This is a genomic window from Paenibacillus sp. FSL R5-0407, from assembly GCF_038009185.1.
GTDB classification, from domain to species: domain Bacteria; phylum Bacillota; class Bacilli; order Paenibacillales; family Paenibacillaceae; genus Fontibacillus; species Fontibacillus vini.
This window is the reverse complement of sequence record NZ_JBBPAX010000001.1, coordinates 3,252,396-3,274,054: the sequence shown is the minus strand read 5'-3', so window position 1 is coordinate 3,274,054 and position 21,659 is coordinate 3,252,396. Positions and strand designations below refer to the sequence as shown.

17 protein-coding genes are annotated in these 21,659 nt (G+C 52.3%); 14 read left to right on the top strand and 3 right to left on the bottom strand.

The annotated features are described in order from the left end of the window. Nucleotides 1–31 precede the first annotated feature (31 nt). Nucleotides 32–1,723: a glutamine--tRNA ligase/YqeY domain fusion protein gene (locus NYE70_RS15655; RefSeq protein WP_213653664.1), complete on the top strand. Its 1,692-nt coding sequence runs from the start codon at nucleotides 32–34 to the stop codon at nucleotides 1,721–1,723. 112 nt (nucleotides 1,724–1,835) lie between these two features. Further along, nucleotides 1,836–2,975, top strand: a complete 1,140-nt coding sequence (locus NYE70_RS15650) for a cation:proton antiporter (protein WP_290405478.1) — start codon at nucleotides 1,836–1,838, stop codon at nucleotides 2,973–2,975. A 197-nt stretch (nucleotides 2,976–3,172) separates the two neighbouring features. On the opposite strand, the gene NYE70_RS15645 is transcribed toward NYE70_RS15650, so the two are convergent. Continuing rightward, nucleotides 3,173–4,375 carry an MFS transporter gene (locus NYE70_RS15645; RefSeq protein WP_445323796.1) on the bottom strand — a complete coding sequence of 401 codons (1,203 nt, stop codon included), beginning with the start codon at nucleotides 4,373–4,375 and terminating at the stop codon, nucleotides 3,173–3,175. A 132-nt stretch (nucleotides 4,376–4,507) separates the two neighbouring features. On the opposite strand from NYE70_RS15645, the gene mobA reads away from it, so the two are divergent. Beyond that, nucleotides 4,508–5,146: a molybdenum cofactor guanylyltransferase gene (mobA, locus tag NYE70_RS15640; RefSeq protein WP_341047605.1), complete on the top strand. Its 639-nt coding sequence runs from the start codon at nucleotides 4,508–4,510 to the stop codon at nucleotides 5,144–5,146. 458 nt (nucleotides 5,147–5,604) lie between these two features. After that, nucleotides 5,605–6,291: a TorD/DmsD family molecular chaperone gene (locus tag NYE70_RS15635; protein WP_211022701.1), complete on the top strand. Its 687-nt coding sequence runs from the start codon at nucleotides 5,605–5,607 to the stop codon at nucleotides 6,289–6,291. A gap of 91 nt (nucleotides 6,292–6,382) precedes the next feature. On the opposite strand, the gene NYE70_RS15630 is transcribed toward NYE70_RS15635, so the two are convergent. Next, a complete protein-coding gene (locus NYE70_RS15630; protein ID WP_341046800.1) occupies nucleotides 6,383–9,562 on the bottom strand; it encodes an efflux RND transporter permease subunit in 3,180 nt (1,059 codons plus the stop codon). Nucleotides 9,563–9,590: 28 nt separating this feature from the next. Then, a complete protein-coding gene (locus NYE70_RS15625; RefSeq protein ID WP_341046798.1) occupies nucleotides 9,591–10,502 on the bottom strand; it encodes a TetR/AcrR family transcriptional regulator in 912 nt (303 codons plus the stop codon). Nucleotides 10,503–10,743: 241 nt separating this feature from the next. Here NYE70_RS15625 and cls point away from each other — a divergent pair, with 241 nt between their 5' ends. From cls to prfA, 10 genes are all read left to right on the top strand, one after another. Continuing rightward, entirely contained in the window at nucleotides 10,744–12,252 is a 1,509-nt protein-coding gene (gene cls, locus NYE70_RS15620; RefSeq protein ID WP_211022698.1) for a cardiolipin synthase, read from the top strand. A 47-nt stretch (nucleotides 12,253–12,299) separates the two neighbouring features. Continuing rightward, a complete protein-coding gene (locus tag NYE70_RS15615) occupies nucleotides 12,300–13,778 on the top strand; it encodes a phytoene desaturase family protein (protein WP_341046796.1) in 1,479 nt (492 codons plus the stop codon). Nucleotides 13,779–13,840: 62 nt separating this feature from the next. After that, nucleotides 13,841–14,872 (top strand): type 2 isopentenyl-diphosphate Delta-isomerase, encoded by a 1,032-nt coding sequence (gene fni / locus NYE70_RS15610; protein WP_341046793.1) that lies wholly within the window; start codon nucleotides 13,841–13,843, stop codon nucleotides 14,870–14,872. Nucleotides 14,873–14,981: 109 nt separating this feature from the next. Further along, nucleotides 14,982–15,542, top strand: a complete 561-nt coding sequence (locus tag NYE70_RS15605) for an ECF-type riboflavin transporter substrate-binding protein (RefSeq protein ID WP_341046792.1) — start codon at nucleotides 14,982–14,984, stop codon at nucleotides 15,540–15,542. A 15-nt stretch (nucleotides 15,543–15,557) separates the two neighbouring features. Next, the gene (locus NYE70_RS15600) at nucleotides 15,558–17,318 is read left to right on the top strand and encodes an ABC transporter ATP-binding protein (protein WP_341046790.1); all 1,761 of its coding nucleotides are present in this window, start codon (nucleotides 15,558–15,560) and stop codon (nucleotides 17,316–17,318) included. After that, nucleotides 17,311–18,138: an energy-coupling factor transporter transmembrane component T family protein gene (locus NYE70_RS15595; RefSeq protein WP_213653672.1), complete on the top strand. Its 828-nt coding sequence runs from the start codon at nucleotides 17,311–17,313 to the stop codon at nucleotides 18,136–18,138. Before NYE70_RS15600 ends, NYE70_RS15595 begins: the two co-directional genes overlap by 8 nt. 225 nt (nucleotides 18,139–18,363) lie before the next feature. Further along, complete coding sequence (gene ychF / locus NYE70_RS15590; RefSeq protein ID WP_211022692.1) at nucleotides 18,364–19,464, top strand: redox-regulated ATPase YchF; 1,101 nt, start codon at nucleotides 18,364–18,366, stop codon at nucleotides 19,462–19,464. A 142-nt stretch (nucleotides 19,465–19,606) separates the two neighbouring features. Then, a complete protein-coding gene (locus NYE70_RS15585) occupies nucleotides 19,607–19,951 on the top strand; it encodes a TM2 domain-containing protein (protein WP_211022769.1) in 345 nt (114 codons plus the stop codon). A gap of 3 nt (nucleotides 19,952–19,954) precedes the next feature. Next, the gene (locus NYE70_RS15580) at nucleotides 19,955–20,401 is read left to right on the top strand and encodes a TM2 domain-containing protein (RefSeq protein WP_341046785.1); all 447 of its coding nucleotides are present in this window, start codon (nucleotides 19,955–19,957) and stop codon (nucleotides 20,399–20,401) included. Between the two features lie 189 nt (nucleotides 20,402–20,590). Further along, on the top strand, nucleotides 20,591–21,658 hold the full coding sequence (prfA, locus tag NYE70_RS15575) for a peptide chain release factor 1 (protein ID WP_211022767.1): 1,068 nt from the start codon (nucleotides 20,591–20,593) through the stop codon (nucleotides 21,656–21,658). Nucleotide 21,659 lies beyond the last annotated feature (1 nt).

Sequence of the window (21,659 nt, the reverse complement as noted above, 5' to 3'; positions counted from 1 at the left end):
GAAAATAAACAAAAGCTTTGAACTTCGTTGAATGGAAAGGTTGATCACCGTGGAGAACAATAACTGTACCCCTCCCAATTTCATCAAGAATATTATTACCGAAGATTTGAAGAACGGAAAAGTGGAAACCGTAGTGACACGCTTCCCGCCGGAGCCGAACGGCTATCTTCATATCGGCCACGCCAAGGCGATCTGGATTAACTTTACCCTGGCCGATGAATTCGGGGGCCGGACCCATTTGCGTTTTGATGATACGAACCCGGTAAAAGAGGATATCGAGTACGTCAACTCCATTAAGGAGGATGTGAAATGGCTCGGTTTTGAATGGGAAGAACTGCGCTTCGCTTCGGATTATTTCGAAGAGATGTACAATCGTGCCATTGTGCTGATTAATAAAGGTAAAGCCTACGTGGATGATTTGAGCGCCGATCAAATTCGCGAAACGCGCGGGACGCTCACGGAGCCAGGGCAAAACAGCCCTTATCGCGACCGTTCGGTCGAAGAGAACCTGGATTTGTTCGCGCGGATGCGCGCCGGTGAGTTCAAAGACGGAGAGAAGGTACTTCGCGCCAAGATCGATATGGCTTCGCCGAATATCAACCTCCGGGATCCTGTCATCTACCGGATCGTACATGCTACCCATCACAATACCGGCGACAAATGGTGCATCTACCCGATGTATACGTTCGCCCATCCGCTGGAGGATGCGATCGAAGGAGTAACGCACTCCCTTTGCTCCACCGAGTTTGAAGATCAACGCCCGTTCTATGATTGGGTCATCGCCGAAACGGAAATGCCGAGCGAGCCGCATCAATATGAGTTCGGACGGCTCAATTTGGAGCAAACCGTAACAAGCAAGCGGAAGCTGAAAATGCTCGTCGACGAAGGGGTTGTCGATGGCTGGGACGATCCGCGCATGCCGACGATTTCGGGCCTTCGCCGCCGGGGATATACGCCGGAAGCGATCAAAGCGTTTGTCTTCGAAACCGGGATTTCCAAAGCCTACGGCTCCATCGATCTGAAAATGCTGGAGCATTTTATCCGGGAAGATCTGAAGCTGAAGGCGCCGCGCACGATGGCGGTCGTCGACCCGCTTAAGGTGGTCATCACCAATTATCCAGAAGGCCAAACGGAACTGTTGGAAGCTGAGAATAACAGTGAAAATGAAGAGATGGGCAACCGTCAAATTCCGTTTTCCCGTGAAATTTATATCGAGCGCGAAGATTTCATGGAGGATCCGCCGAGCAAGTACTTCCGGCTGTTCCCCGGCAATGAAGTCCGCCTGAAGCATGCGTATTTCATTAAATGCAACGATGTGATCAAAGACGCGGACGGCAACGTGGTGGAAATTCACTGCACCTATGATCCCGAAACGAAGAGCGGCAGCGGGTTTACCGGCCGCAAGGTCAAAGGAACCATCCATTGGGTGGAGGCCAGTCAGGCAGTACCTGCCGAATTCCGGCTGTACGAGCCGCTGATTCTGGACGAAGAGCCGGAAGAGGAAGGCGCGGAGGAAAAACCGTTCCTGGAGCGGATCAACCCGAACTCTTTAAGCATCATGCACGGCTATGTGGAGCCGGGAATGAAGGATGCACAGCCGCAAGACAAATTCCAATTTTTCCGTCACGGCTATTTCAACGTCGATTCGAAATATTCGAAGCCGGGGCATCCGGTGTTTAACCTGATTGTATCGCTCAAAAGCTCGTTTCAATTGCCGAAATAAATTTTAGATAAATAATTGAATATTGGTTTTTTATGGAGGAGCCTGGTCACCCAAGGCTTCTTTTTGTTTTTTTTAGGCATTCAAAATACAAAAGTTGTACAGGAGGAGTTCTATGTTCTTTTTAACAATTCTAATCATCTTGCTCGCCACCAAGCTGGCCGGGGACCTCAGCGTTCGTTTAGGGCAGCCCGCGGTCGTAGGTAAACTGCTCATTGGAGTAGTTATTGGACCCGCTCTGCTCGGATGGGTAGAGAACTCTCACATCATCGGAGAGTTGAGTGAAATCGGTGTGCTTTTATTGATGTTCATGGCTGGTCTGGAGACTGATTTAGGAGATTTGAAACGCTCCTTAACCTCATCGATGGCTGTAGCGATAGGCGGAATTATCGTACCCTTTGCCGGCGGTTATTTAGCGGGGGCTGCGATCGGAATGTCACCGGCTCACGCGATTTTCTTGGGGCTGCTGCTGTCGGCCACTTCGGTCAGTATTTCTGTCCAGTCGTTAAAAGATCTCAATTTGATGAATACCCGGGAAAGCACGACACTTCTGGGAGCGGCGATTATCGACGACATTCTGGTGGTAGTATTGCTGGCGTTCGTAATGAGCCTGTTCGGCGGCGGAGATGTAAATCTGGCGATGGTCATCGGCAAGAAATTCATTTTCTTTTTGATTGCAGGACTCTTTATTTGGAAAATAGCGAAATGGATCATGAAGTGGCTTGCCCCGCTCCGCGTGACTGAGTCGATTATCAGCGCCGGCCTGATTTTATGTTTCTTTTTGGCTTACATTGCGGAGGAGCTCGGGGTAGCCGGTATTATCGGAGCTTTTGCAGCAGGATTGGCAATTTCGCAAACGAGCTATAAACATGAGGTTGAGCAGAAGCTGGAGCCTATTGCGTACACGATTTTCGTACCTATCTTTTTTGTCAGCGTCGGTTTCTCCGTTTCCTTCGACGGATTGGGAAGTCAGCTCGGTCTTCTGGTGCTGTTCTTCCTGATTGCGTTGGTAACCAAACTGGTAGGCTCGGGACTTGGGGCTCGCCTGACAGGGTTTTCGCTCCGGTCCTCGGCGGGAATCGGCTCGGGGATGGTATCGCGCGGGGAGGTTGCGCTTATCATCGCAACATTGGGTTTAGAGAACGGGTTACTGGAGCAAAAGTATTTTACGGTCCTGGTCATTGTAGTTATTTTGACGACTCTCGTTACGCCATACTTGTTGAAACTGACCCTGGGAAGGGGACAGAATGACTGATAGATTATGATTTTTTGTTAATTATTAATTAATCTTGCTCTGAAATGCATTTCATAGTGTACACTTTAGTTGGGAGCCGCAATCACCCCGGTGATCGACGAGCATCTCCAAGAAAACAAAGCTCCAGAATCAGCGGCGTAACCTTCCCGGATTTGCCGGATGGGCGTGACGCTGATCGGAGCTTGTTTTCTTTATTACTATTGCGGAATGGATGGAGAGTATCCGTTTTTGCGGATATGCTGCCACAGTAAGCCGAATCCGAGCGCTCCGATGATCGCAAGAGCGACCCCCATTTTGTACATGATGACGGGGCCGAAATTTTGGAACACCCATCCGCCCAGAAAACCTGAGATCACGCCCGATACTCCGCTCAAGGCAAATGCATAAACGGCTTGGCCGGCAGAGCGAAGCGGTCTCGGAAGGAAAAGGGCGGTAAGCCTTGTTCCTACATAGAAGAAACCGCCGAAGGTAACGGCATGGAGGATTTGAATCAGGATAATCTGCACCGGATCCGTCGCCTCGGCCATCAGATTCCAGCGCAGCGCGAACAACAGGCTGACGAGCGTCAAGCATCCCATCAGAACAGTGATTTTACGCTTCAGATAACGGTTCAACAGGACGAAAGCAAGCACTTCGAAGATGGTCGACAGGAATACTGCGCCGCCGACCTGGAATCGCGACCCTCCCAGGTCGCTAATGAATAATGGCATAAAGATGCCGTTGATTGCATTTGGAATCGCGACCAATGTCCCGCACAATACGAAGGCAAGAAAATGTTTATTTTGCAGGGTACGGCGAATTTCACGGGACGAGATCCACGGCGTGTTTGTAGTAAGCGTGATTGGCGGCAGAAGCAGGGCAGACCCCATCGCCAGCATCAAGGTGATGCTGAAGAGCAGGGAAATTCCGTTCTGGCCAACGCTATCGATAATCGGGCCTGCCGTCAAAGCTACGAATGTCCAGCCCATAGAGCCCCAGAGCCGATAGGCGCCGAACTTTTGCCGGCTCTCTTCAATGTACCCGAGGGTCAGGCTATTCGACTGAGCAAGCAGCGGGCTTTGGAAAAAGAAAAGCATCAGCATCGATACATACAGCATTTGATAGGTATCCGCTTTGAACACAAGATGGCCTGTTATCAGCAAGCCAGTTAGCATGATCAATAGAATGATTCTTATATTTTGACCGCGGTCGCTTAAATATCTCCAAAAAGGATGAGCCAGGAGCGAAATGAACGGGCTGATAGCCATAAGGCTGCCAATCTCCAGCTTGTCCATACCGATGTCCTGCAAATATAATTGAAAAAAGGCAGCAAAGATAACCATCGTACCGTAAACGAAAAAATTAAGCAGCCCCAAGGGCAATTTAGACGAGGACTGGGTATTGTCCGGCAAGCGCTCCATTCCTTTCTGTCCAACTCCGATTGTACTGTGGGAAAATGATAAGTGATTATGTTCCCAATGTAACACAGAGATGAAAGGGGATACAAACCATCTTCTTTTTGTTTTTCCAGTATTTGTTGAAGAAAGGGGAAGATTCTGATCGAGATCACCGCCATTATTTTAGCCGGAGGACGTTCTAGCCGGATGGGAAGCAATAAAGCGCTTTTGCCGCTGCAGGGCATACCGGTTATTGAAAGGCTGGTCCGGGAGCTGGACACGGTCGTCGGGCGAGTTATCATTGCCGGGGGCAATCAGCCGGAAGCCTATAGTTACTTAGGAAAGGAAATCTTTTCCGATGTTTATCCCGGATCGGGACCTTTGGCCGGACTGCATGCCGGATTAACGGCCGCTGAGACTCCGTGGAGCCTTGCAGTCGCGTGCGACATGCCCTTTGCTTCCCGGGAAGTATTTGAATGGCTTGTGGAGCGTGTGCGGACGGCGGAGAAGTCAAGTGGACCAGAAGCTATTATTCCGGTCGTACAGGGGCGTGTACAGCCCTTGCTGGCTGCGTACCGCCGCAATGTATTGCCCGGGCTGGAGAAGGAGCTTCAAGCCGGGAGCTTGAAGCTGACCCGATGGACGGAAGGACTGCATGCCGAATATGCGGATGGAGCTGAAATAGCCGCCGCGACCGGGCTCCCATTGGAACAAATCCCCTTCAATATGAACCGTCCCGATGATTACCGCCAAGCACTTGATTGGCTAGATAGAGATCATAAGGGGAATGCTTAAGAGAAGGTTCCAACGACTTGTTAATAATCTGTCAAATATTTCACATAAAGCGTTTTCATTTTACAGTATAATAGAGCATGAAGATACATGATCCCCCTTAATCATGTGTCGGTATATGTACAATGGATGATTTCCGTCAAATAAGGAAGTCATCTTTTTTTAAACAAAGAATACATTTGTTGTGTCAGGATCATCCATGTCAGCACTGCATTACCTATAAGTTATTATTCAAAAAGTTAGGTTTTTAGGATCGAGAAGGTTGGAAGAAGCTAGGGACTGAGTAGCGGAGCTAAACGTTTTCGTAGAAAACGACTTCGTAAGCATTTGCTCATGGGGGACGTGAGCAACGGAAGGCCCGGCTGAATTCAAGATTCGATGTCGAACCCTCATCATGAACAGCCTCGTCATGGAAAGATGACTTTTTGAATTACCTTTAAAAGATCAGGGAGATGACCGATATGACCATGCTGTTTAAGGAGCCTGTTCAAATTCCGGAAGAGCAAGCCCGTTGGATGGAGATTAGAGGTTGGGTTTATGAGTTACTAATGGATTTTCTGAGCCGTCCGCCGCGGATGTCGTTGATTGCTCAGTGGCGCAGACGGGTGGAACTGAAGAATATTATTCCTATGTGCCAGGGCGGGAAGAGATTGAAGAGTTACCTGGAAGGCATTCCCGAAGAGAATTTCCGGCAGGTCTGCTATGAGGAAGCCGAGGAATACAGACGGCTATTCATGGGCGACAACGCCGTCATGATCGCTTGCGAATGTCAGTACCGCGCAAAGGAAGAGAGCTTGGACGCTCTGGTCTGTCTTTTGGATATCAGAAACACCTATATGGAGAGCAGCGTTGTCTTTAACAAGATTTCAGGCGAACGAGACGATCATATTGCACTGGAATTGGAATTCATGGCGGTTTTAAGTGAAGAAATGCTCAGTAAAGCCGGTCTTCATGAGAGCTGCCTGGAGTTGGCGGATGTGCAAATCCGCTTTCTTGAGAACCACCTGATGCAGTGGGCGCCCCGTTTCTCGGGCGAATTGGCTTCGGCGACGTCCAGCCCGATGTACATTGGTTTGGCTGAACTGCTTGTCCAATTTCTCGCAACGGATCTTGAGAACCTCTATGCATGGCGGAATTTGCAGAATTAGTGTAAGGAAGATAGTGAAACAGGAATCCATAGAACAAAATAAAAAGCCGGGCCGGAGACCATTCTCCGCCCGGCTTTTATTGAGTTAAAGATTAATCCAAATCTCCGGCCGCAGGACCACGGCGGCGGAATTTCATGAGGAACTCGTAGACCACCGGCACGATGACTAGCGTCAGCAAGGTGGAGCTGATCAAGCCGCCGATAACGGTGATGCCGAGACCGCGGGAGATGATGCCCGCGCTGTGTTCCCAGCCCAGAACGAGCGGCAGCAAGGCGCCGATCGTAGCGAGCGCAGTCATAAGGATTGGACGAAGCCGCGTAGCCCCTGCTTCAAGCAATGCATCGCGGGTGGACAGGCCTTCGCGCTCCTTGTGGATGACGCGGTCGATGAGAACGATCGCGTTGGTGACGACGATCCCGATCAGCATCAGAACGCCCATCAGAGCCGACACGTTCAGGGTTTCGCCGCCGATCAGCAGGCCGATCATGGCGCCGATCACGATAAACGGCAGCGAGAACAGAATTGCAAACGGTGCAAGACCGCCGCCAAACGTAACCACGAGTACAAAGTATACGATCGCGACCGCAGCAGCCATAGCAAGACCCAACTGACCGAACGTATCGTTGATTTGCTCGGTTACGCCGCCGAAGCTTACCTTGATTCCTTCCGGTTTATCCATGGCGTCGATTTTGTCCTGCAATGAAGAGGACGCTTTTTGGACGTCGGTAGCGACGATCTTGGCGCTCACCTCAACGACCGTCTTGCCGTCGATACGCATGATGGAATCCGGAGAGCTTCCTTTTTCGACCTTGGCGACTTCTTTAATCGGCACTTCCATGCCGAGCGGGGAAGTCAGCGTCTCGTTCTCCATGTCCTGAATGCTGGTATAAGCATTCTTCTCGGTTTCGATATAGACTTTATAATCTTTGCCGTCAAGCTTAACTTCGGTAAGCACCGGACGCTCGCGAACCGGACTCAGCTTCATTGCGATTTGTCCCGGGGTCAGCCCGAGCGAGCTCAATTTTTGCTGATCCGCTACCAAAGTGTACTGGTCGTAAGCCGTGGAGAGCGAGGTCTCGCCTTTCTCGAAGTTCTTCGTATCCTCCTGAACCAATTTCAGGATTTCATCGGATACCGGCTTGATCTGTTCCAGATTGTCGCCAAATACGTTGACGCTGAGCGTACTGCCGCCCATACCGCCCGTCATCATTTCGGACATGTCTCCCCACTCGCCGTCGGGAACTTCATTCTTCAAGCCAAGCAGGAGCTTTTCTTTAACGTCTTCGAAGTGCTTCGTATCTTTCTTATATTCGATATAGAATAGAGCGGAGTTGGAAGAACCTACGCCAAGCGGATTGCTTCCGCCGACGGAATATTGCATTTTATCCATGTCTTCCTGGGCCAAAACGTATTGCTCCGCCTTTTGCATTTTCTCTTGGACATCTTCAAGACGGTCTCCGGGAGCCGGAGAATAAGTAACCATAACATATTTATCTTCTTGCTCCGGCAGGAAGCTGACGCCGACGAGCGGATACAGGAACAAGCTGCCTACCAGCAGGACGATGGCAAGTCCAAAGGTGATAAGCTTATGGGACAAAGACCAGTTGAGGATGCGCTGATAACCCCGTGCCATTCCTTTCGGATTGCTGTCATGGTCATGCTTCTTGTTCAGTCCTTTGCGGAACAAGGTGTGCGCAAGGGCAGGCACCAATGTAATGGCAACCAGCAACGAGGCGAGCAGCGAGAATACCATCGTGTAGGCGAACGGTTTGAACAATTCGCCGACCATTCCGCTTACGAAAGCGAGCGGCAGGAAGACGGCGATCGTAACGATCGTCGAGGACATGATCGGAACGAACATTTCCCGGGTTGCCGCGATGATCAGTTTGCCGCCCCTCAGCTTCTCGCCGGTCAGGGACAAGCGGCGGTAAATGTTCTCGATGACGACGATGGAGTCGTCGACCACGCGGCCGATGGCGACCGTCATGGCGCCGAGCGTCATCATGTTCAGCGTAATATCCATCTGCTTCAGCGCAAGAACCGCGATTAGAAGCGATAATGGAATGGAGATAATGGAAATGATCGTAGAGCGGATATTCCGCAAGAACAACAGGATGATCAGAACGGCGAACAATGCGCCGAACAAAGCCTTGGACAGCATCGTGTTGACGGAGTCCGTGATCGGCTTGCCTTGGTCAAGCAATACGGTGAAGTCGATATGGCTGTACTGTTTTCCCAGCTCATCGGCTTTGTCCTTGACGAGGTTCGCTACATCGACGGTGTTGGCGTCGTTGTCCTTCACGATTTGAATCCCGATCGATTCGGCACCGTTGGTGCGGGAAATCGATTCAGCTTGACCGATGACTTCGATCTTGGCGATGTCGCCGAGCTTCACGGTCGGAATGCCGGCCGGAATGCCAGCCATGCCGCCTTGAGGCGCACCGGCTCCGGCAGCGGAATCACTGCCTGCAGCGCCTGCCCCAGCATCGGCGGCACCTGCCCCAGCGCCTGCAGCACCCGCACCCGGCATAGCCGGAATGGCGAGGTTCTTAAGATCATCTACAGTAGTGATGTTGCCGTCAACAACGACAGCCTTTTGCGATTGTTCCAGGTCGAACAGGCCGAGCGGAACGCGCAGCGCGGAAGCTTGGACGATACCCTTTACGGTATCTTCGCTAAGTCCGAGTTGCTGCATTTTCGCCTCATCGAAATTGAGGCGGACTTCTTTGACGTATTGTCCGGCAATCTGTACCGAGGCTACGCCATCCAGATCTTCAAGTGCTGGCTGGACGTCGTTTTGGATCGTCCGGGTCAACGCTTCCAGATCGCCGGATTTGTTATCGGACAAGCTGAGCGAGATCACCGGCATGGAATTCAAGCTGAACCGGGTGATTTGCGGCTTTTGCGCATCTTCCGGCAAAGTTACGTCGTTCAGCGCTTCCCGGACGGCAGCCGTGGCATTGTCCAGATTGGTGTCATAATCAAATTCGATGAACAGGGAAGCCGCGTTCTCCATCGATGTCGAAGTGATCGTTTTTACTCCGTCGACATTGTGAAGCTTGGTCTCCAGCGGCTTGGTAATATCCTGGACAACGCCTTCAGGCGCTGCTCCAGGGTATATTGCAGTAACGCTAAGATAAGGGACATTGATATTCGGAATGGTCTCCTGCTTCATCGTAAGGCCGCTGTACAAGCCGACAACGGTGACGATGATCGTCAACAGCCAAACCGCAAATTTATTCCGCAGTGAGAATTGAATGATACTTTTCATCAGCTAGGTCTTCTGCTCCTCTCTATATTTACGCATGATTCAAATAAGGCCGCATAAGTCGTTCCAGTTCCTCCATCCGATCATCCAGTTCGGGAATAGCTTTGACATTAGCGAGCATTCCCGTCAGAACGACCCGGCGCGGCCGGAGTTCGAGGATTTCTTCCTCCATCAGTTGCAAAGATTCGCGTCCTTGCTGGCGGACATCCGGAGATGCCACCCGGCTTTCAATTAATTCCTTCAGTTCCCGGATTGCCAGGAGGGGGTGACGTTCCGGCTCCTTCATGCAGGTATCGTCCGCTCCCCAGCGTTTCAGGACTTCCTCGCTGATCAAGGGCTCCGGGCGCTGGCTGATCATCCGTTCTGCAGCTCCATCAAGCAGATCGACCATATAAATGGCCATCCGGCGGGTACCGACCGTTATGGCCGGATCAAACAACAACCTTATGTAGACTCCAAGAATGCCGTGGACCAGCATGATCAGATCCGCCGTATAAGGTGAGATTTGTTCTCCGTAAGCCGCTTCAATCGCCTTTTTGCTGTAATGGTGCAGCTTGGCGTTGTTTTCCCGGATGACCCCAGGCTCCCCGCGGTACAGGTTGCCGTTTTTGATCCAATCCCGAAACTGCATCAGCAGAAATTCCCGCAATTCCAGCACCAGGTTGAGCAATACTTCGATTTGCAGTATGAGTCGTTCCCGGGGATTGAGACCCGGCTGATTTTCGGCCTGCAGCAAATGTTCCTGCAGCAATTGATAGCAATAATCGAACAGGCTGAACTCCAGCTCATCCTTCGACTTAAAGTGAAGGTACAGACTTCCTTTGGACATGCCGCAGGTGTCGGCAATTTCCTGCATCGAAGTGGCGGAAGAACCCTTGGCGGCAAAAAGCTGCATGGCAGTTCTGAGAATCAGCGTTCTTTTATCTCCAGATTTAACGGACAATAACGGTTCACCTCCTCCTGACTCTTAAGTTCTCATATTGACCAACGGGTCAAAATGATTATATTACATATTTAAAGCACATTACAAATTTACGCGGTAAGCAGGGTTCGGTACCAGAAATGCGGAAGGGCAGTGTTTCTTTATCGTCAGGATCTTTTAATGGTAGGAAGATATCGAAGGTTCATGTAAAATGTAGAGAGATAGGCGAACGTGCAACAAAATAGGGAAGAGGAGTACAACCATGAGACGTGGACTACAAATTATATTAATCGCAGCCATCCTGTTTGCTTTTTACTTCTTCGGATTCGGCATCTTCGGTAAATTCGGCGGGATGCTGGTCAGTATATTTCAAACCCTGACTGTCGTCACGATCGGTCTTGCGATCTTTATGGAGAATCGCAATCCTTCCAGTACGATGGCCTGGATTCTTGTACTGGCATTGTTGCCGGTCGTTGGCTTGGTGCTCTATTTCCTGCTGGGGCAAAACTATTTCAAACGGCGGAAATTCGATAAGAAAGCGGAGGCGGACCGGCAGAGCTTCGAACGGATCGACCATAACGGCAATATGCTGCCCCGGGATCTGTCGCAGTTTACACCAGGGCAGCAGCGACTGCTGCAAATGTCGCAGCGGATTGCCCGAACTCCGTTTTCCATGGCGACGCGGACGCGGGTGTTGACCAACGGGGAGGAGACGTTCTCTACCCTGCTGAAGGAATTGAAAATGGCCCAGCATCACATACATATGGAGTATTACATTTACCGGGCGGACGACATCGGCCGCGAAATTCAAAAGACACTGATCGAGAAGGCGCAAGCCGGCGTGGAGGTCCGGTTCATGTTTGATGCGGTCGGCAGTATCGGGCTTCCGAAATCTTTTATCAAGGAGCTAAGGGATGCCGGCGTCAAGGTCGGAGTCTACGGCGAAGTACGCTTCCTGGCGCTTTCCAGCCGGGTCAACTATCGGAATCACCGGAAAATCGTCGTCATCGACGGCAATACCGGCTTTATCGGCGGACTGAACGTGGGCGATGAATACTTGAGCCGCAGCAAAACTTACGGTTTCTGGCGGGACACGCACATGTTGGTCAAAGGGGAGGCCGTCCGGTCGATGCAGATTATTTTTTTGCAGGACTGGCAGTATGTCACCGGCGAAAAAATCATGGACCTCGAATATCTGTCCCCCGAGCTGGAGCAAGGCTGCAGCGGCGCGGTTCAAGTCCTGCCCAGCGGGCCGGATAACGAAAGCAGCACCTTGAAGAACATCTTCTTCGCCATGATTACGTCGGCCAAAAAATCGGTTTGGCTCGCGACGCCTTATTTTATACCGGATGAGGATATTTTGACGGCCCTTCGCGTAGCGGCTATGTCAGGGATCGACGTACGGATTTTGTTTCCGGCCAAACCGGACAAGTGGCTGCCTTTCCTGGCCTCGCATTCCTATTTTCTCTCGTTGCTTGAGGTGGGCGTGAAAATTTACGAATACGAGAAGGGCTTCCTTCATTCCAAGCTGCTCATTGTCGACGGAGAGGTTGCGACTGTCGGTACGGCAAATATGGATATGCGCAGCTTCCATCTTAACTTCGAAGTAAACGTGCTGCTCGTCCAGAACGACAGCATTGCCAAAATCGTCAAGGATTTCGAACGGGACTTGTTGTCCACGAAGCAAATCAAAAGAAAAGCGTTTATGAAGAAAAAGGTCGTCGTTCGCTTCATGGAATCGGCTGCCCGGTTGATGTCACCGCTATTGTAAGGGAAGTTGTTTCATCCTTTAATGAAAAGGAGGCGGGCGTTGTACAGATGGATAGAAAAGCGTTGATTGTCGGGGCGGGCTTTGGAGGCCTGTCCTGCGCCATTGAGTTGGCTATCAGGGGATTCCGGGTAACCGTGCTGGAGCGCCAACCTAGCGTTGGCGGCAAGTTACAGCGGGTCTTGATCGACGGGTACCGTTTTGACAGGGGACCTACAACGATTGAAATGGCGCATGTTTTTCGAAATCTGTTCCGCCGGGCTGGCCGGGACCTGAATGATTATGTACGGCTGATTCCGCTTGAGCCTAGGTCGCGCAGTGTGTTTGCCGACGGGAATGTCGTGGATTTGACCGGGGACGTGGAATTTATGCAGCATCAAATCGGCACCTATAGCCCGGAGGACGCCTTGCACTATCCTGCGTTTATTCAGGAGTCTCGGCAGATGCTCCGTTACGCCAGTGAACATATCCTCACCCGGCTTCCGCTTAATGGTTTGGATAAATGGTGGCCCAGAATACTCATGAGCCTGCTGGTACCGGAGCTTCACCATTCTTTGAATCGCCAGCTTCGCCGGCATTTCAGCCATCCCAATACGCTCGCAATGTTCGGAAGATATGCCGCCCGCGTAGGTTCTTCCCCGTTCAAGGTTTCATCCTTGTGCGGCATGCTGGCAAGCTGTGAAGCCGATCAGGGAATATATACGGTCCGCGGGGGAACCTACCAGTTGATCGAAGCGATGAAGCGTCTGGCGGAAGAACTGGGCGTTGAAATTGAGACTGGCGTAGAAGTGACCCGAATCCGCGTGGTCGACCGTAATGTTAGAGGGATTGAAACTACGAACGGCGATTATGAATCACCGCTGGTCATCGTCAATGGGGATGCGCTTTCTCTTAGCAAAAGATTGCTGGAGGAGAAGGACCGCCCCTCCATGACCGATCGTCTGATTTCCACCTTCGAGCCCTCCCTGTCGGCCTTTGTCCAGCTCGCGGGGGTACCGGTCCGGGTAGACCGGCTCCATCATCACACTGTGTTCTTTTCTGAAAATTACGAGAATGAATTTCATGATATTTTCTCCAGACGTCGTCCGCCGACCCACCCGTCGGTATACATTTGCAATTCTTCCTATTCGGAGGAAGGGGCGGCCCCTCCAGGCTGCAGCAACTTGTTTATCATGACCCATACCCCTTATTTATCGAGGGAATGGGATTGGGAGCGGGAAGGGGAAGCTTACTCCAGAACGGTATTCTCCACATTAAGACAGCACGGATTAAACGATTTGGTCCAAGAGCATGAACTCGCCCGGTATACGCCGGTCGATTTGGCACGGGATACATACTCCTATAAGGGAGGCATGTTCGGGCTTGCTTCACACAGTTTTATGCAGGAACTGAAGAGGCCCGGCAACCGCAGCCGGGATATAAGGGGTCTCTGGTATGCGGGAGGCACGACGCATCCCGGCGGGGGCGTCCCTTTCGTCACCTTGTCCGGCCAGTTGGTAGCGGGTTATATAGCGAAGGGGTCAGTTTGATAAGCCGGAGGTTTATATAGAGGAAGTAAAAACTGAGATTTACGTTAGAAGGAGGAACGAAGATGGGAGATACATCCGGGCGCAAATCCGAGCATATTCGTCTTTGTCTGGAAGAAAAGGTTGGCGGTGAAGGGATTACTACAGGATTTGAAAAATACAGGTTCCGCCACAACGCGCTGCCGGAGCTGAACTTTGACGAGGTCAGCTTGAAGACGGTCTTTCTCGGCGCGGCTGTACGCACGCCGCTGCTGATCAGTTCGATGACCGGCGGAAGCAAGCTCGCCGGGGAGATTAACGACCGCCTGGCGGAAGCGGCGGAGCGGCGGGGTTGGGCGATGGGAGTCGGCTCGGTCCGCGCCGCCGTGGAACGCGGGGAGCTGGCTCCCACGTTCGCGGTCCGGCGCAAGGCGCCGAGCATCCCGATCATCGCCAATTTGGGCGCGGTCCAGCTCGGGTACGGCTTCGGCGCGGCGGAATGCCAGCGCGCGGTCGATATTGCCGGAGCGGACATGCTTGTGCTGCATTTGAACAGCCTGCAAGAGGTGTTCCAGCCGGAAGGAAATACCGGCTTCGGCGGTTTACTCGCCCGCATTGAGGAAGTGTGCCGGGCGCTGCCGGTTCCCGTCGGCGTCAAGGAAGTCGGCTGGGGCATCGACGGCGGTACGGCGAGACGCCTCCGCGAAGCGGGCGTAGCTTTCATTGACGTGGCCGGCGCCGGTGGAACCTCCTGGAGCCAGGTCGAGAAGTTCCGCAGCGCCGACCCGGTGCGGCGCGCGGCGGCGGAAGCATTCGCGGATTGGGGCATCCCCACCGCCGAATGCATCCGCGAAGTGCGGGCGGCGGCGCCGGACGCCGCCCTGATCGGCAGCGGGGGCCTGAACACCGGCGTGGATGCCGCCAAAGCGCTGGCGCTTGGCGCGGACCTGGCCGGGTTCGGCCGGGCGCTGCTGGAACCGGCGGTGCATTCGGAGGAGCGGCTCGATGCGCTCTTGGAGCGCGTCGAGCTGGAGCTTCGCACCGCCATGTTCGGGATCGGCGCCGGGACCGTTTCGGCGCTGCGAAATACGCCGCGACTGGTGCGGCGTGAGGTGTAAATAAATTAATCATATAAATCCGGGAAGATTACAGTGAATTTTTCATTGCGTTTCTGAAACATTCCCATTATATTGAAGTTAGCAAGCTTCAGACAAAGGGGGAAACGTTATGAAGTCATCGATTTGGAAATGGAATACGCGGACAGTGGTCACCATCGGGATCGGGGCGGCGTTATACGGAGCGACAAGCTGGATCGGCATTCCGATTGCGCCGGATACGCAGCTTCGTCCGGCAGTGGCGCTGCTTGCGATCTTCGGGGCATTGTTCGGACCGGTGGTCGGCTTTGTCGCCGGGCTCATCGGCCATGTGATCAACGATTTCCTTACGAGCGGCACCGTTTGGTGGGGCTGGGCGTTGGGATCGGGGATAACGGCGGCCTTTATGGGTCTGATTTATTTGTCCAAGGGGTTCAACCCGCAGGACGGGGAGATTCGGAAGGGCCATGTGGTCTGGTTTTTGATCTATGGTTTGGTCGGGATTTTCGTTTCCCTGGCTTTCTCGGGATTGTTCGATATTTACGTCATGGGAGAGCCGAACGATAAAATTATCATTCAAACGGCAACCGCCGGATTGGCCAATACCGCGGTTTTCGTAATTCTCGGCATTCCCGCGGTGTGGGCGTATGCCAAGCGCAACCGGAACAATACGAATTTAACGGTGGAAAGATAGGAGAAACCAGCGAATATGCAGCCGGCGATTTCATTTCGAAATTTCAGTTTTCGTTACAAAAGCCAATCCGAACCCACCCTGAAGAACATCTACCTGGACATTTCGCCCGGGGAGAAAATCTGGATTGCCGGGCCGAGCGGCTCCGGCAAATCAACCTTAGCCCATTGCATCAATGGGCTAATTCCTTTTTCCTACGGGGGCGAGGTTTCGGGCAATTTATACATAGGCGGTCTTGAAGTATCAGAGCAGGGAATCTTCGATCGGAGCCGCAGCGTGGGCACCATTTTGCAGAACCCGGATGCCCAGTTTGTCGGTCAAACCGTCGGGGAAGATACAGCCTTCCAAATGGAAAATGAACAAGTGGCTCAGTCGGTCATGAAGGCAAGAGTCGTCACCGCTCTGGATCTGGTCGGCATGCTGGCCTATGAGGGACAGGGTCCGCATGATTTGTCCGGGGGACAGAAGCAGAGTGTCTCTCTGGCGGGAGTGCTATCGACCCGCGCGGACATCCTGCTCTTCGATGAACCGCTGGCCAATTTGGATCCGGCCAGCGGAGTAAGGGCGATGCAATTGATTGAGGATATTCATCGGCGCGAAGGTAAAACGGTCATTATTATCGAACACCGGGTTGAAGATGTTCTTGCCCAGCCGATCGACCGGATCGTCGTAATGAGTGGAGGGGAAATTGCCGCGATCGGTACACCCGAGGAATTGCTTAGAGAAGGAGTGCTGGCACGTCACGGCTTGAGGCAGCCGCTGTATTTGAACGCATTGGAATATGCCGGTGTTCCGATTGGCGGGCTCACGGGTCTTGCCACGCCGGAAGGAGTCGTTACTCTTGCAGGGGACGGGAATCTTCCGGAAGGAAGCGATTATCCCGGGGAGACCGAGATCCGAAGCCGGCTGGAGGCCTGGGCGGAGCGAGTGGAACCTGCCACGGGGCGTCTCTCGGGGGCCCCGTTGCTCGAGCTGAAGGATATTTCCTTTGCTTATGGCCGCGGTCGAACTGATGTCGTTCGAAATGTCTCCTTCTCGATTTCGGAAGGGGAGCGGCTGGCCTTGCTCGGAAGCAACGGAGCTGGGAAGTCCACGCTTTCCGGGCTCATTACCGGCATCTTGAAGCCGAAATCCGGGACGATTACGCTTCGCGGCGAGGATGTAAGCCGCTGGAGTATCCGGCAAAGAGGCGAAGAAATCGGTTATGTGATGCAGAATCCGAATCATATGATCACCCAGCACATGATTCGCGATGAGATTGCGCTCGGTCTTACGGCGAGGGGCGTACTTTCCCCGGAGCGGGAGCGGAGAACCGATGAAGTCCTGCAAACTTGCGGGCTGTATCCTTATCGCAACTGGCCGGTTTCCGGGTTGAGTTTCGGACAGAAGAAACGGCTGACCATTGCGTCCATTCTGGCATTGGAGCCGAAGCTGATGATTCTTGACGAGCCCACGGCGGGCCAGGATTACCGTCATTATACCGAGTTCATGGATTTTATCGACGGGTTGGCCGGCCGAGGGATGGCCTTTTTGTTCATCACGCATGATATGCACCTGGCGCTGGAGTATGCGGACCGGGCCGTCGTTATGGCGGAGGGGGAAATTATCGCCGCCGATACGGTACCCCGGATTCTCTCGGACAGCGAGGTGACGGGACGGGCCCGCCTGCGGGAGACCAGCTTGTCGCGCTTTGCGAAGGCGTGGGGGTTATCCTCCCCGTCCGGGGTCGTGCAAGCTTTTATCGAAGCCGAGAAGAAGGTGAAGGAAGCCGATGAGTAAAGCGGGAAATCTGTTTGTTGAGGGAGATTCCCTATTCCACCGGATGGACGGAGCCGTGAAGCTGATTCTTCTTTTGACCTGGACGGTGTCGACCTTCCTGTTCCTGGACCTCCGGATATTCGCCGTTATGCTCTCTGCGGGAATCGGCATGCTGCTCCTATCGCGGATTCCGTTCCGGCGGATGGCGTTATTATTCTGGGTGCTAATGGTGTTCACGTTAATCAACAGCATTTTTATTCTGATCATTACGCCGAGATTCGGCTCTACCCTGACCGGCAGCAACACGCCGCTGATTCCGGTGGGGTACGATACGATCAACGCGGAGACGCTCTTTTACGTACTTACCTTGTCCGCCAAATATTTAACGCTGCTGCCGGTTACAATGCTGTTCATTTTCACGACCCATCCGAGCCGGTTCGCGGCCAGCCTTAATAAATTGGGCGTTCATTATAAAATGGCCTACGCGGTAAGCATCGCCTTCCGGTATATCCCGGACCTGACACAGGAGTTCAAAAATATTTTGAACGCAATGCAGATGCGGGGGATGGGCATCTCGCGCGGGGACGGTAATTTGTGGCGCAGGATGAAGAATTTATCCCTGGTCGTCGTACCGCTGCTTCAATCTTCTCTCCAGCATATTGAGTCGGTGTCGAATGCCATGGATTTGCGCGGCTTCGGTACCGGAAGCAAGCGAACCTGGTACATGGGCATGCCGATGTCGCGCAGCGACAAATGGATGCTGCTCCTCTGCGTACTGCTATTAGTGGCAGCTATCCTGCTAAAGGGGTTCTGGGCGGAGAAGTTTTGGTACCCTTTTTAAAGGTTGTTCAAAAAATCATCTTTTGATCACGAAGTGTTTCAAGCAGTTGAATCGACATCGAATCTTGCGTTCACCCTCGAAGTCCGGTACTCATGTTCAAAAAGCCGACTTTTTGAACATAAACTTTTAGCTGTAAAATTGGAGATGTCCTTGAAATCTGGCCGGGGGATAGGTACTATGGTTGAAGAAGATGAGCAATTACAAGAATGAGGAGTTGTCATAGATATGGCTTTAAAAGCAGGAATCGTGGGCCTTCCGAATGTCGGAAAATCCACGTTGTTTAATGCAATTACCCAAGCGGGAGCGGAATCCGCAAACTATCCGTTTTGTACGATCGATCCGAACGTCGGCGTGGTTGAAGTGCCGGATGAGCGTCTCGACAAGCTGACCGAGCTGGTCGTCCCTAACAAGACGGTGCCTACCGCTTTTGAATTTGTGGATATTGCGGGCCTTGTCCGCGGTGCCAGCAAAGGCGAGGGCCTCGGTAACAAATTTTTGGCTCACATCCGTGAAGTGGACGCGATTGTGCATGTAGTCCGCTGCTTTGAAGATGAGAACATCACGCACGTCGACGGCAAAATCAACCCGATCAGCGATATCCAGACGATTAATCTGGAACTGATTTTGGCGGACCTGGACAGTGTCGAGAAGCGGATCGAGCGTTCCCGCAAAAATATGAAGGGCGGCAACAAGCAATATGCTCAGGAAGTGGAAGTTCTCGAGCGCATCAAAGAAGCTCTGTATAACGACCAGCCCGCTCGCAGCGTGGAGCTGTCCGACGATGAGAAGCTGATCGTCCGCGACCTCCATCTTTTGACGCTCAAGCCAGTATTGTATGCGGCTAACGTGAGCGAGGACGGTGTTACCGAAGCGGACAGCAATCCGTTCGTGCAGCAGGTTCGCGAATTTGCGGCCGGTGAGAATGCCGAAGTCGTGCCGATCAGCGCTAAAGTGGAAGCGGAAATCGCCGAGCTGGAAGGCGAGGACAAGGCTATGTTCCTTGAGGAGCTCGGCTTGCAAGCCTCCGGGTTGGATCGTTTGATCCAGGCGGCTTATCGCCTGCTCGGCCTGTATACGTATTTCACGGCCGGCGTACAGGAAGTACGCGCCTGGACGATCCGCAAAGGGACGAAAGCGCCGGGAGCGGCCGGAGTTATTCACTCCGACTTCGAACGCGGCTTTATCCGAGCGGAAGTAGTATCCTATGACGATTTGATGGCTGCAGGTTCCATGAACGCCGCCAAGGAACGCGGACAGCTTCGTCTGGAAGGCAAAGAGTATGTCGTTCAGGACGGAGACGTCATGCATTTCCGGTTTAACGTTTAATACGATAACCGATTAACGGGGTTTGCCTAAACGGCAAGCCCTTTTTTTATTTACCAGTTTTTTGTATTGCTGTGAACGGAAGTGGTTTGTATACTAGAGTCAATTGATCTTAGATCGTTAATATGGAGGGAACGCAATGAGTATGAATTATGCTTTAGGCAGAAAGAGTCAGCTTGATTCGAGAGAACTTCTTCTCTTGGAATCCGAGGTAAAAAACAGAGGAAAGAACATGGTCGTTGCCTATATCCTGTGGTATTTCTTGGGTATTGTCGGCGGACACCGTTTTTATTTGGGCAAGACAGGAACAGCCGTTACCCAGCTTATTTTGTCCATCACGGTCATCGGGTTGATTGTGACGTCCATCTGGTGGATCGTGGATGCGTTCCTGACTCACACCTGGGTAAAAGAACACAACGCCGTACTGGAAAATCAGCTTATTGATCAAATTATGTATAACAGAGGCATGTCGGAAACTTATCCGATCTAACCGATGAACTCTACTATGAACATCTCCAAGCAAACGTTGTCCACGACGGAGCTCCTTATTCTGAGTTCGGAAATGTCCAAGCAGGAGAAGTCGTTGACGCTGGCCTACCTTATGCTGCTAGCAGGCCATTTGGGCGTTCACCGCTTCTATTTGAAAAGACCGCTTTCCGGCACGATTCAATTGGTCTTGTTCGCTTTAACCATGGTTTGTTACTTCGTGTTTGCCATTATGTCCGCTTTCGAGAGCGAAGTTTACTCGGATGGTTTAGGGATGTCGATCGTGTTTCTAGTCCTGACTCTTCTAATGGGACTGGCACTGACGATTTGGGTCATTGTCGACGCTTGCATCCTGCCTGGTATGGTAAAGTCATGGAATGCGAAATTGGAGCAGTCTTTAATTGATCAAATTGTAGCTTACCGATCCAACGCTGCATTTACACAACCGAAGTAGCTGCTAAAAAAGATCAGTGGGTTTCAACTTCGGTTGAGATCCACTGTTTTTTTATTATTCGGGGTGCTGACAGGCTGCTGTTCAATCCGATTAGAATATGATATAATATAAAGTCGTCCGGACTAGAATTTGTAGTGCGGATATGACGATGATTTTTTCGACTTGCTTATGAAGAAAGAGGTGATTTCCTTGTTGGACCGACTACAATCCCTGGCTGACCGTTATGAGAAGCTGAGCGAGCTGCTCTGCGATCCCGACGTGGCGAACGATACGAAGAAGCTGCGGGATTATTCTAAAGAACAATCGGATTTACAGCCGGCTTATGAGGCGTACACTGAATACAAGCAGGTTATGGAAGAGCTTGATGCCGCGAAAGCGATGCAGGCAGAGAAGCTTGACGATGACATGCGCGAAATGGTGAAGATGGAAATCGAGGACCTTTCCGCACGCCAGCAAGAACTGGAGGAGAAAATCCATGTTCTGCTGCTGCCGAAGGACCCGAATGACGATAAAAACGTAATCGTGGAAATCCGCGGCGCTGCTGGCGGGGACGAAGCGGCTTTGTTTGCGGCTGACCTGTACCGCATGTACACCCGCTTTGCCGACACCCAAGGGTGGAAAGTGGATATCATGGATGTGAATGAAAGTGACCTTGGCGGCTTCAAAGAGGTTATTTTTATGATTAACGGACGCGGCGCTTACAGCAAAATGAAATACGAAAGCGGTGCCCACCGGGTACAGCGGATTCCGTCGACGGAATCCGGCGGACGGATCCACACGTCGACCTCGACGGTGGCGGTCATGCCGGAAGCCGAAGAAGTCGATATTGAAATTCTCGACAAGGACATCCGTGTGGATACGTTCTGCTCCAGCGGCGCGGGCGGCCAGTCCGTCAACACAACGAAATCGGCGGTGCGGGTAACGCACATTCCGACGGGCATTGTGGCAACGTGTCAGGACGGTAAATCGCAAAACTCCAATAAGGAGAAAGCGTTGCAGGTGCTTCGCGCCCGGATCTCGGATATGATGCGCCAAGAGGAAGAGGCGAAATATGCCGGGGAGCGGAAGAGCAAAGTGGGAACCGGGGACCGCAGTGAGCGGATCCGTACGTATAACTTCCCGCAAAGCCGGGTAACCGACCACCGGATCGGTCTTACGCTGCACAAGCTCGATCAGGTCATGAACGGAGAGATTGCGGAAATCGTATCGGCGCTGACGATTGCGGAACAGGCCGAACTGATGGATAAAGGAGAATAAC

Excerpts from the sequence above, each read along its gene's own strand:
- fni (WP_341046793.1), top strand. The coding sequence starts at position 13,841 with ATGGGAGATACATCCGGGCGCAAATCCGAGCATATTCGTCTTTGTCTG.
- NYE70_RS15630 (WP_341046800.1), bottom strand. The coding sequence starts at position 9,562 with ATGAAAAGTATCATTCAATTCTCACTGCGGAATAAATTTGCGGTTTGG.
- NYE70_RS15635 (WP_211022701.1), top strand. The coding sequence starts at position 5,605 with ATGACCATGCTGTTTAAGGAGCCTGTTCAAATTCCGGAAGAGCAAGCC.
- NYE70_RS15650 (WP_290405478.1), top strand. The coding sequence starts at position 1,836 with ATGTTCTTTTTAACAATTCTAATCATCTTGCTCGCCACCAAGCTGGCC.
- NYE70_RS15600 (WP_341046790.1), top strand. The coding sequence starts at position 15,558 with ATGCAGCCGGCGATTTCATTTCGAAATTTCAGTTTTCGTTACAAAAGC.
- NYE70_RS15605 (WP_341046792.1), top strand. The coding sequence starts at position 14,982 with ATGAAGTCATCGATTTGGAAATGGAATACGCGGACAGTGGTCACCATC.
- cls (WP_211022698.1), top strand. The coding sequence starts at position 10,744 with ATGAGACGTGGACTACAAATTATATTAATCGCAGCCATCCTGTTTGCT.
- ychF (WP_211022692.1), top strand. The coding sequence starts at position 18,364 with ATGGCTTTAAAAGCAGGAATCGTGGGCCTTCCGAATGTCGGAAAATCC.
- NYE70_RS15645 (WP_445323796.1), bottom strand. The coding sequence starts at position 4,375 with ATGGAGCGCTTGCCGGACAATACCCAGTCCTCGTCTAAATTGCCCTTG.
- NYE70_RS15595 (WP_213653672.1), top strand. The coding sequence starts at position 17,311 with ATGAGTAAAGCGGGAAATCTGTTTGTTGAGGGAGATTCCCTATTCCAC.
- NYE70_RS15585 (WP_211022769.1), top strand. The coding sequence starts at position 19,607 with ATGAATTATGCTTTAGGCAGAAAGAGTCAGCTTGATTCGAGAGAACTT.
- NYE70_RS15615 (WP_341046796.1), top strand. The coding sequence starts at position 12,300 with ATGGATAGAAAAGCGTTGATTGTCGGGGCGGGCTTTGGAGGCCTGTCC.
- NYE70_RS15655 (WP_213653664.1), top strand. The coding sequence starts at position 32 with ATGGAAAGGTTGATCACCGTGGAGAACAATAACTGTACCCCTCCCAAT.
- NYE70_RS15580 (WP_341046785.1), top strand. The coding sequence starts at position 19,955 with ATGAACTCTACTATGAACATCTCCAAGCAAACGTTGTCCACGACGGAG.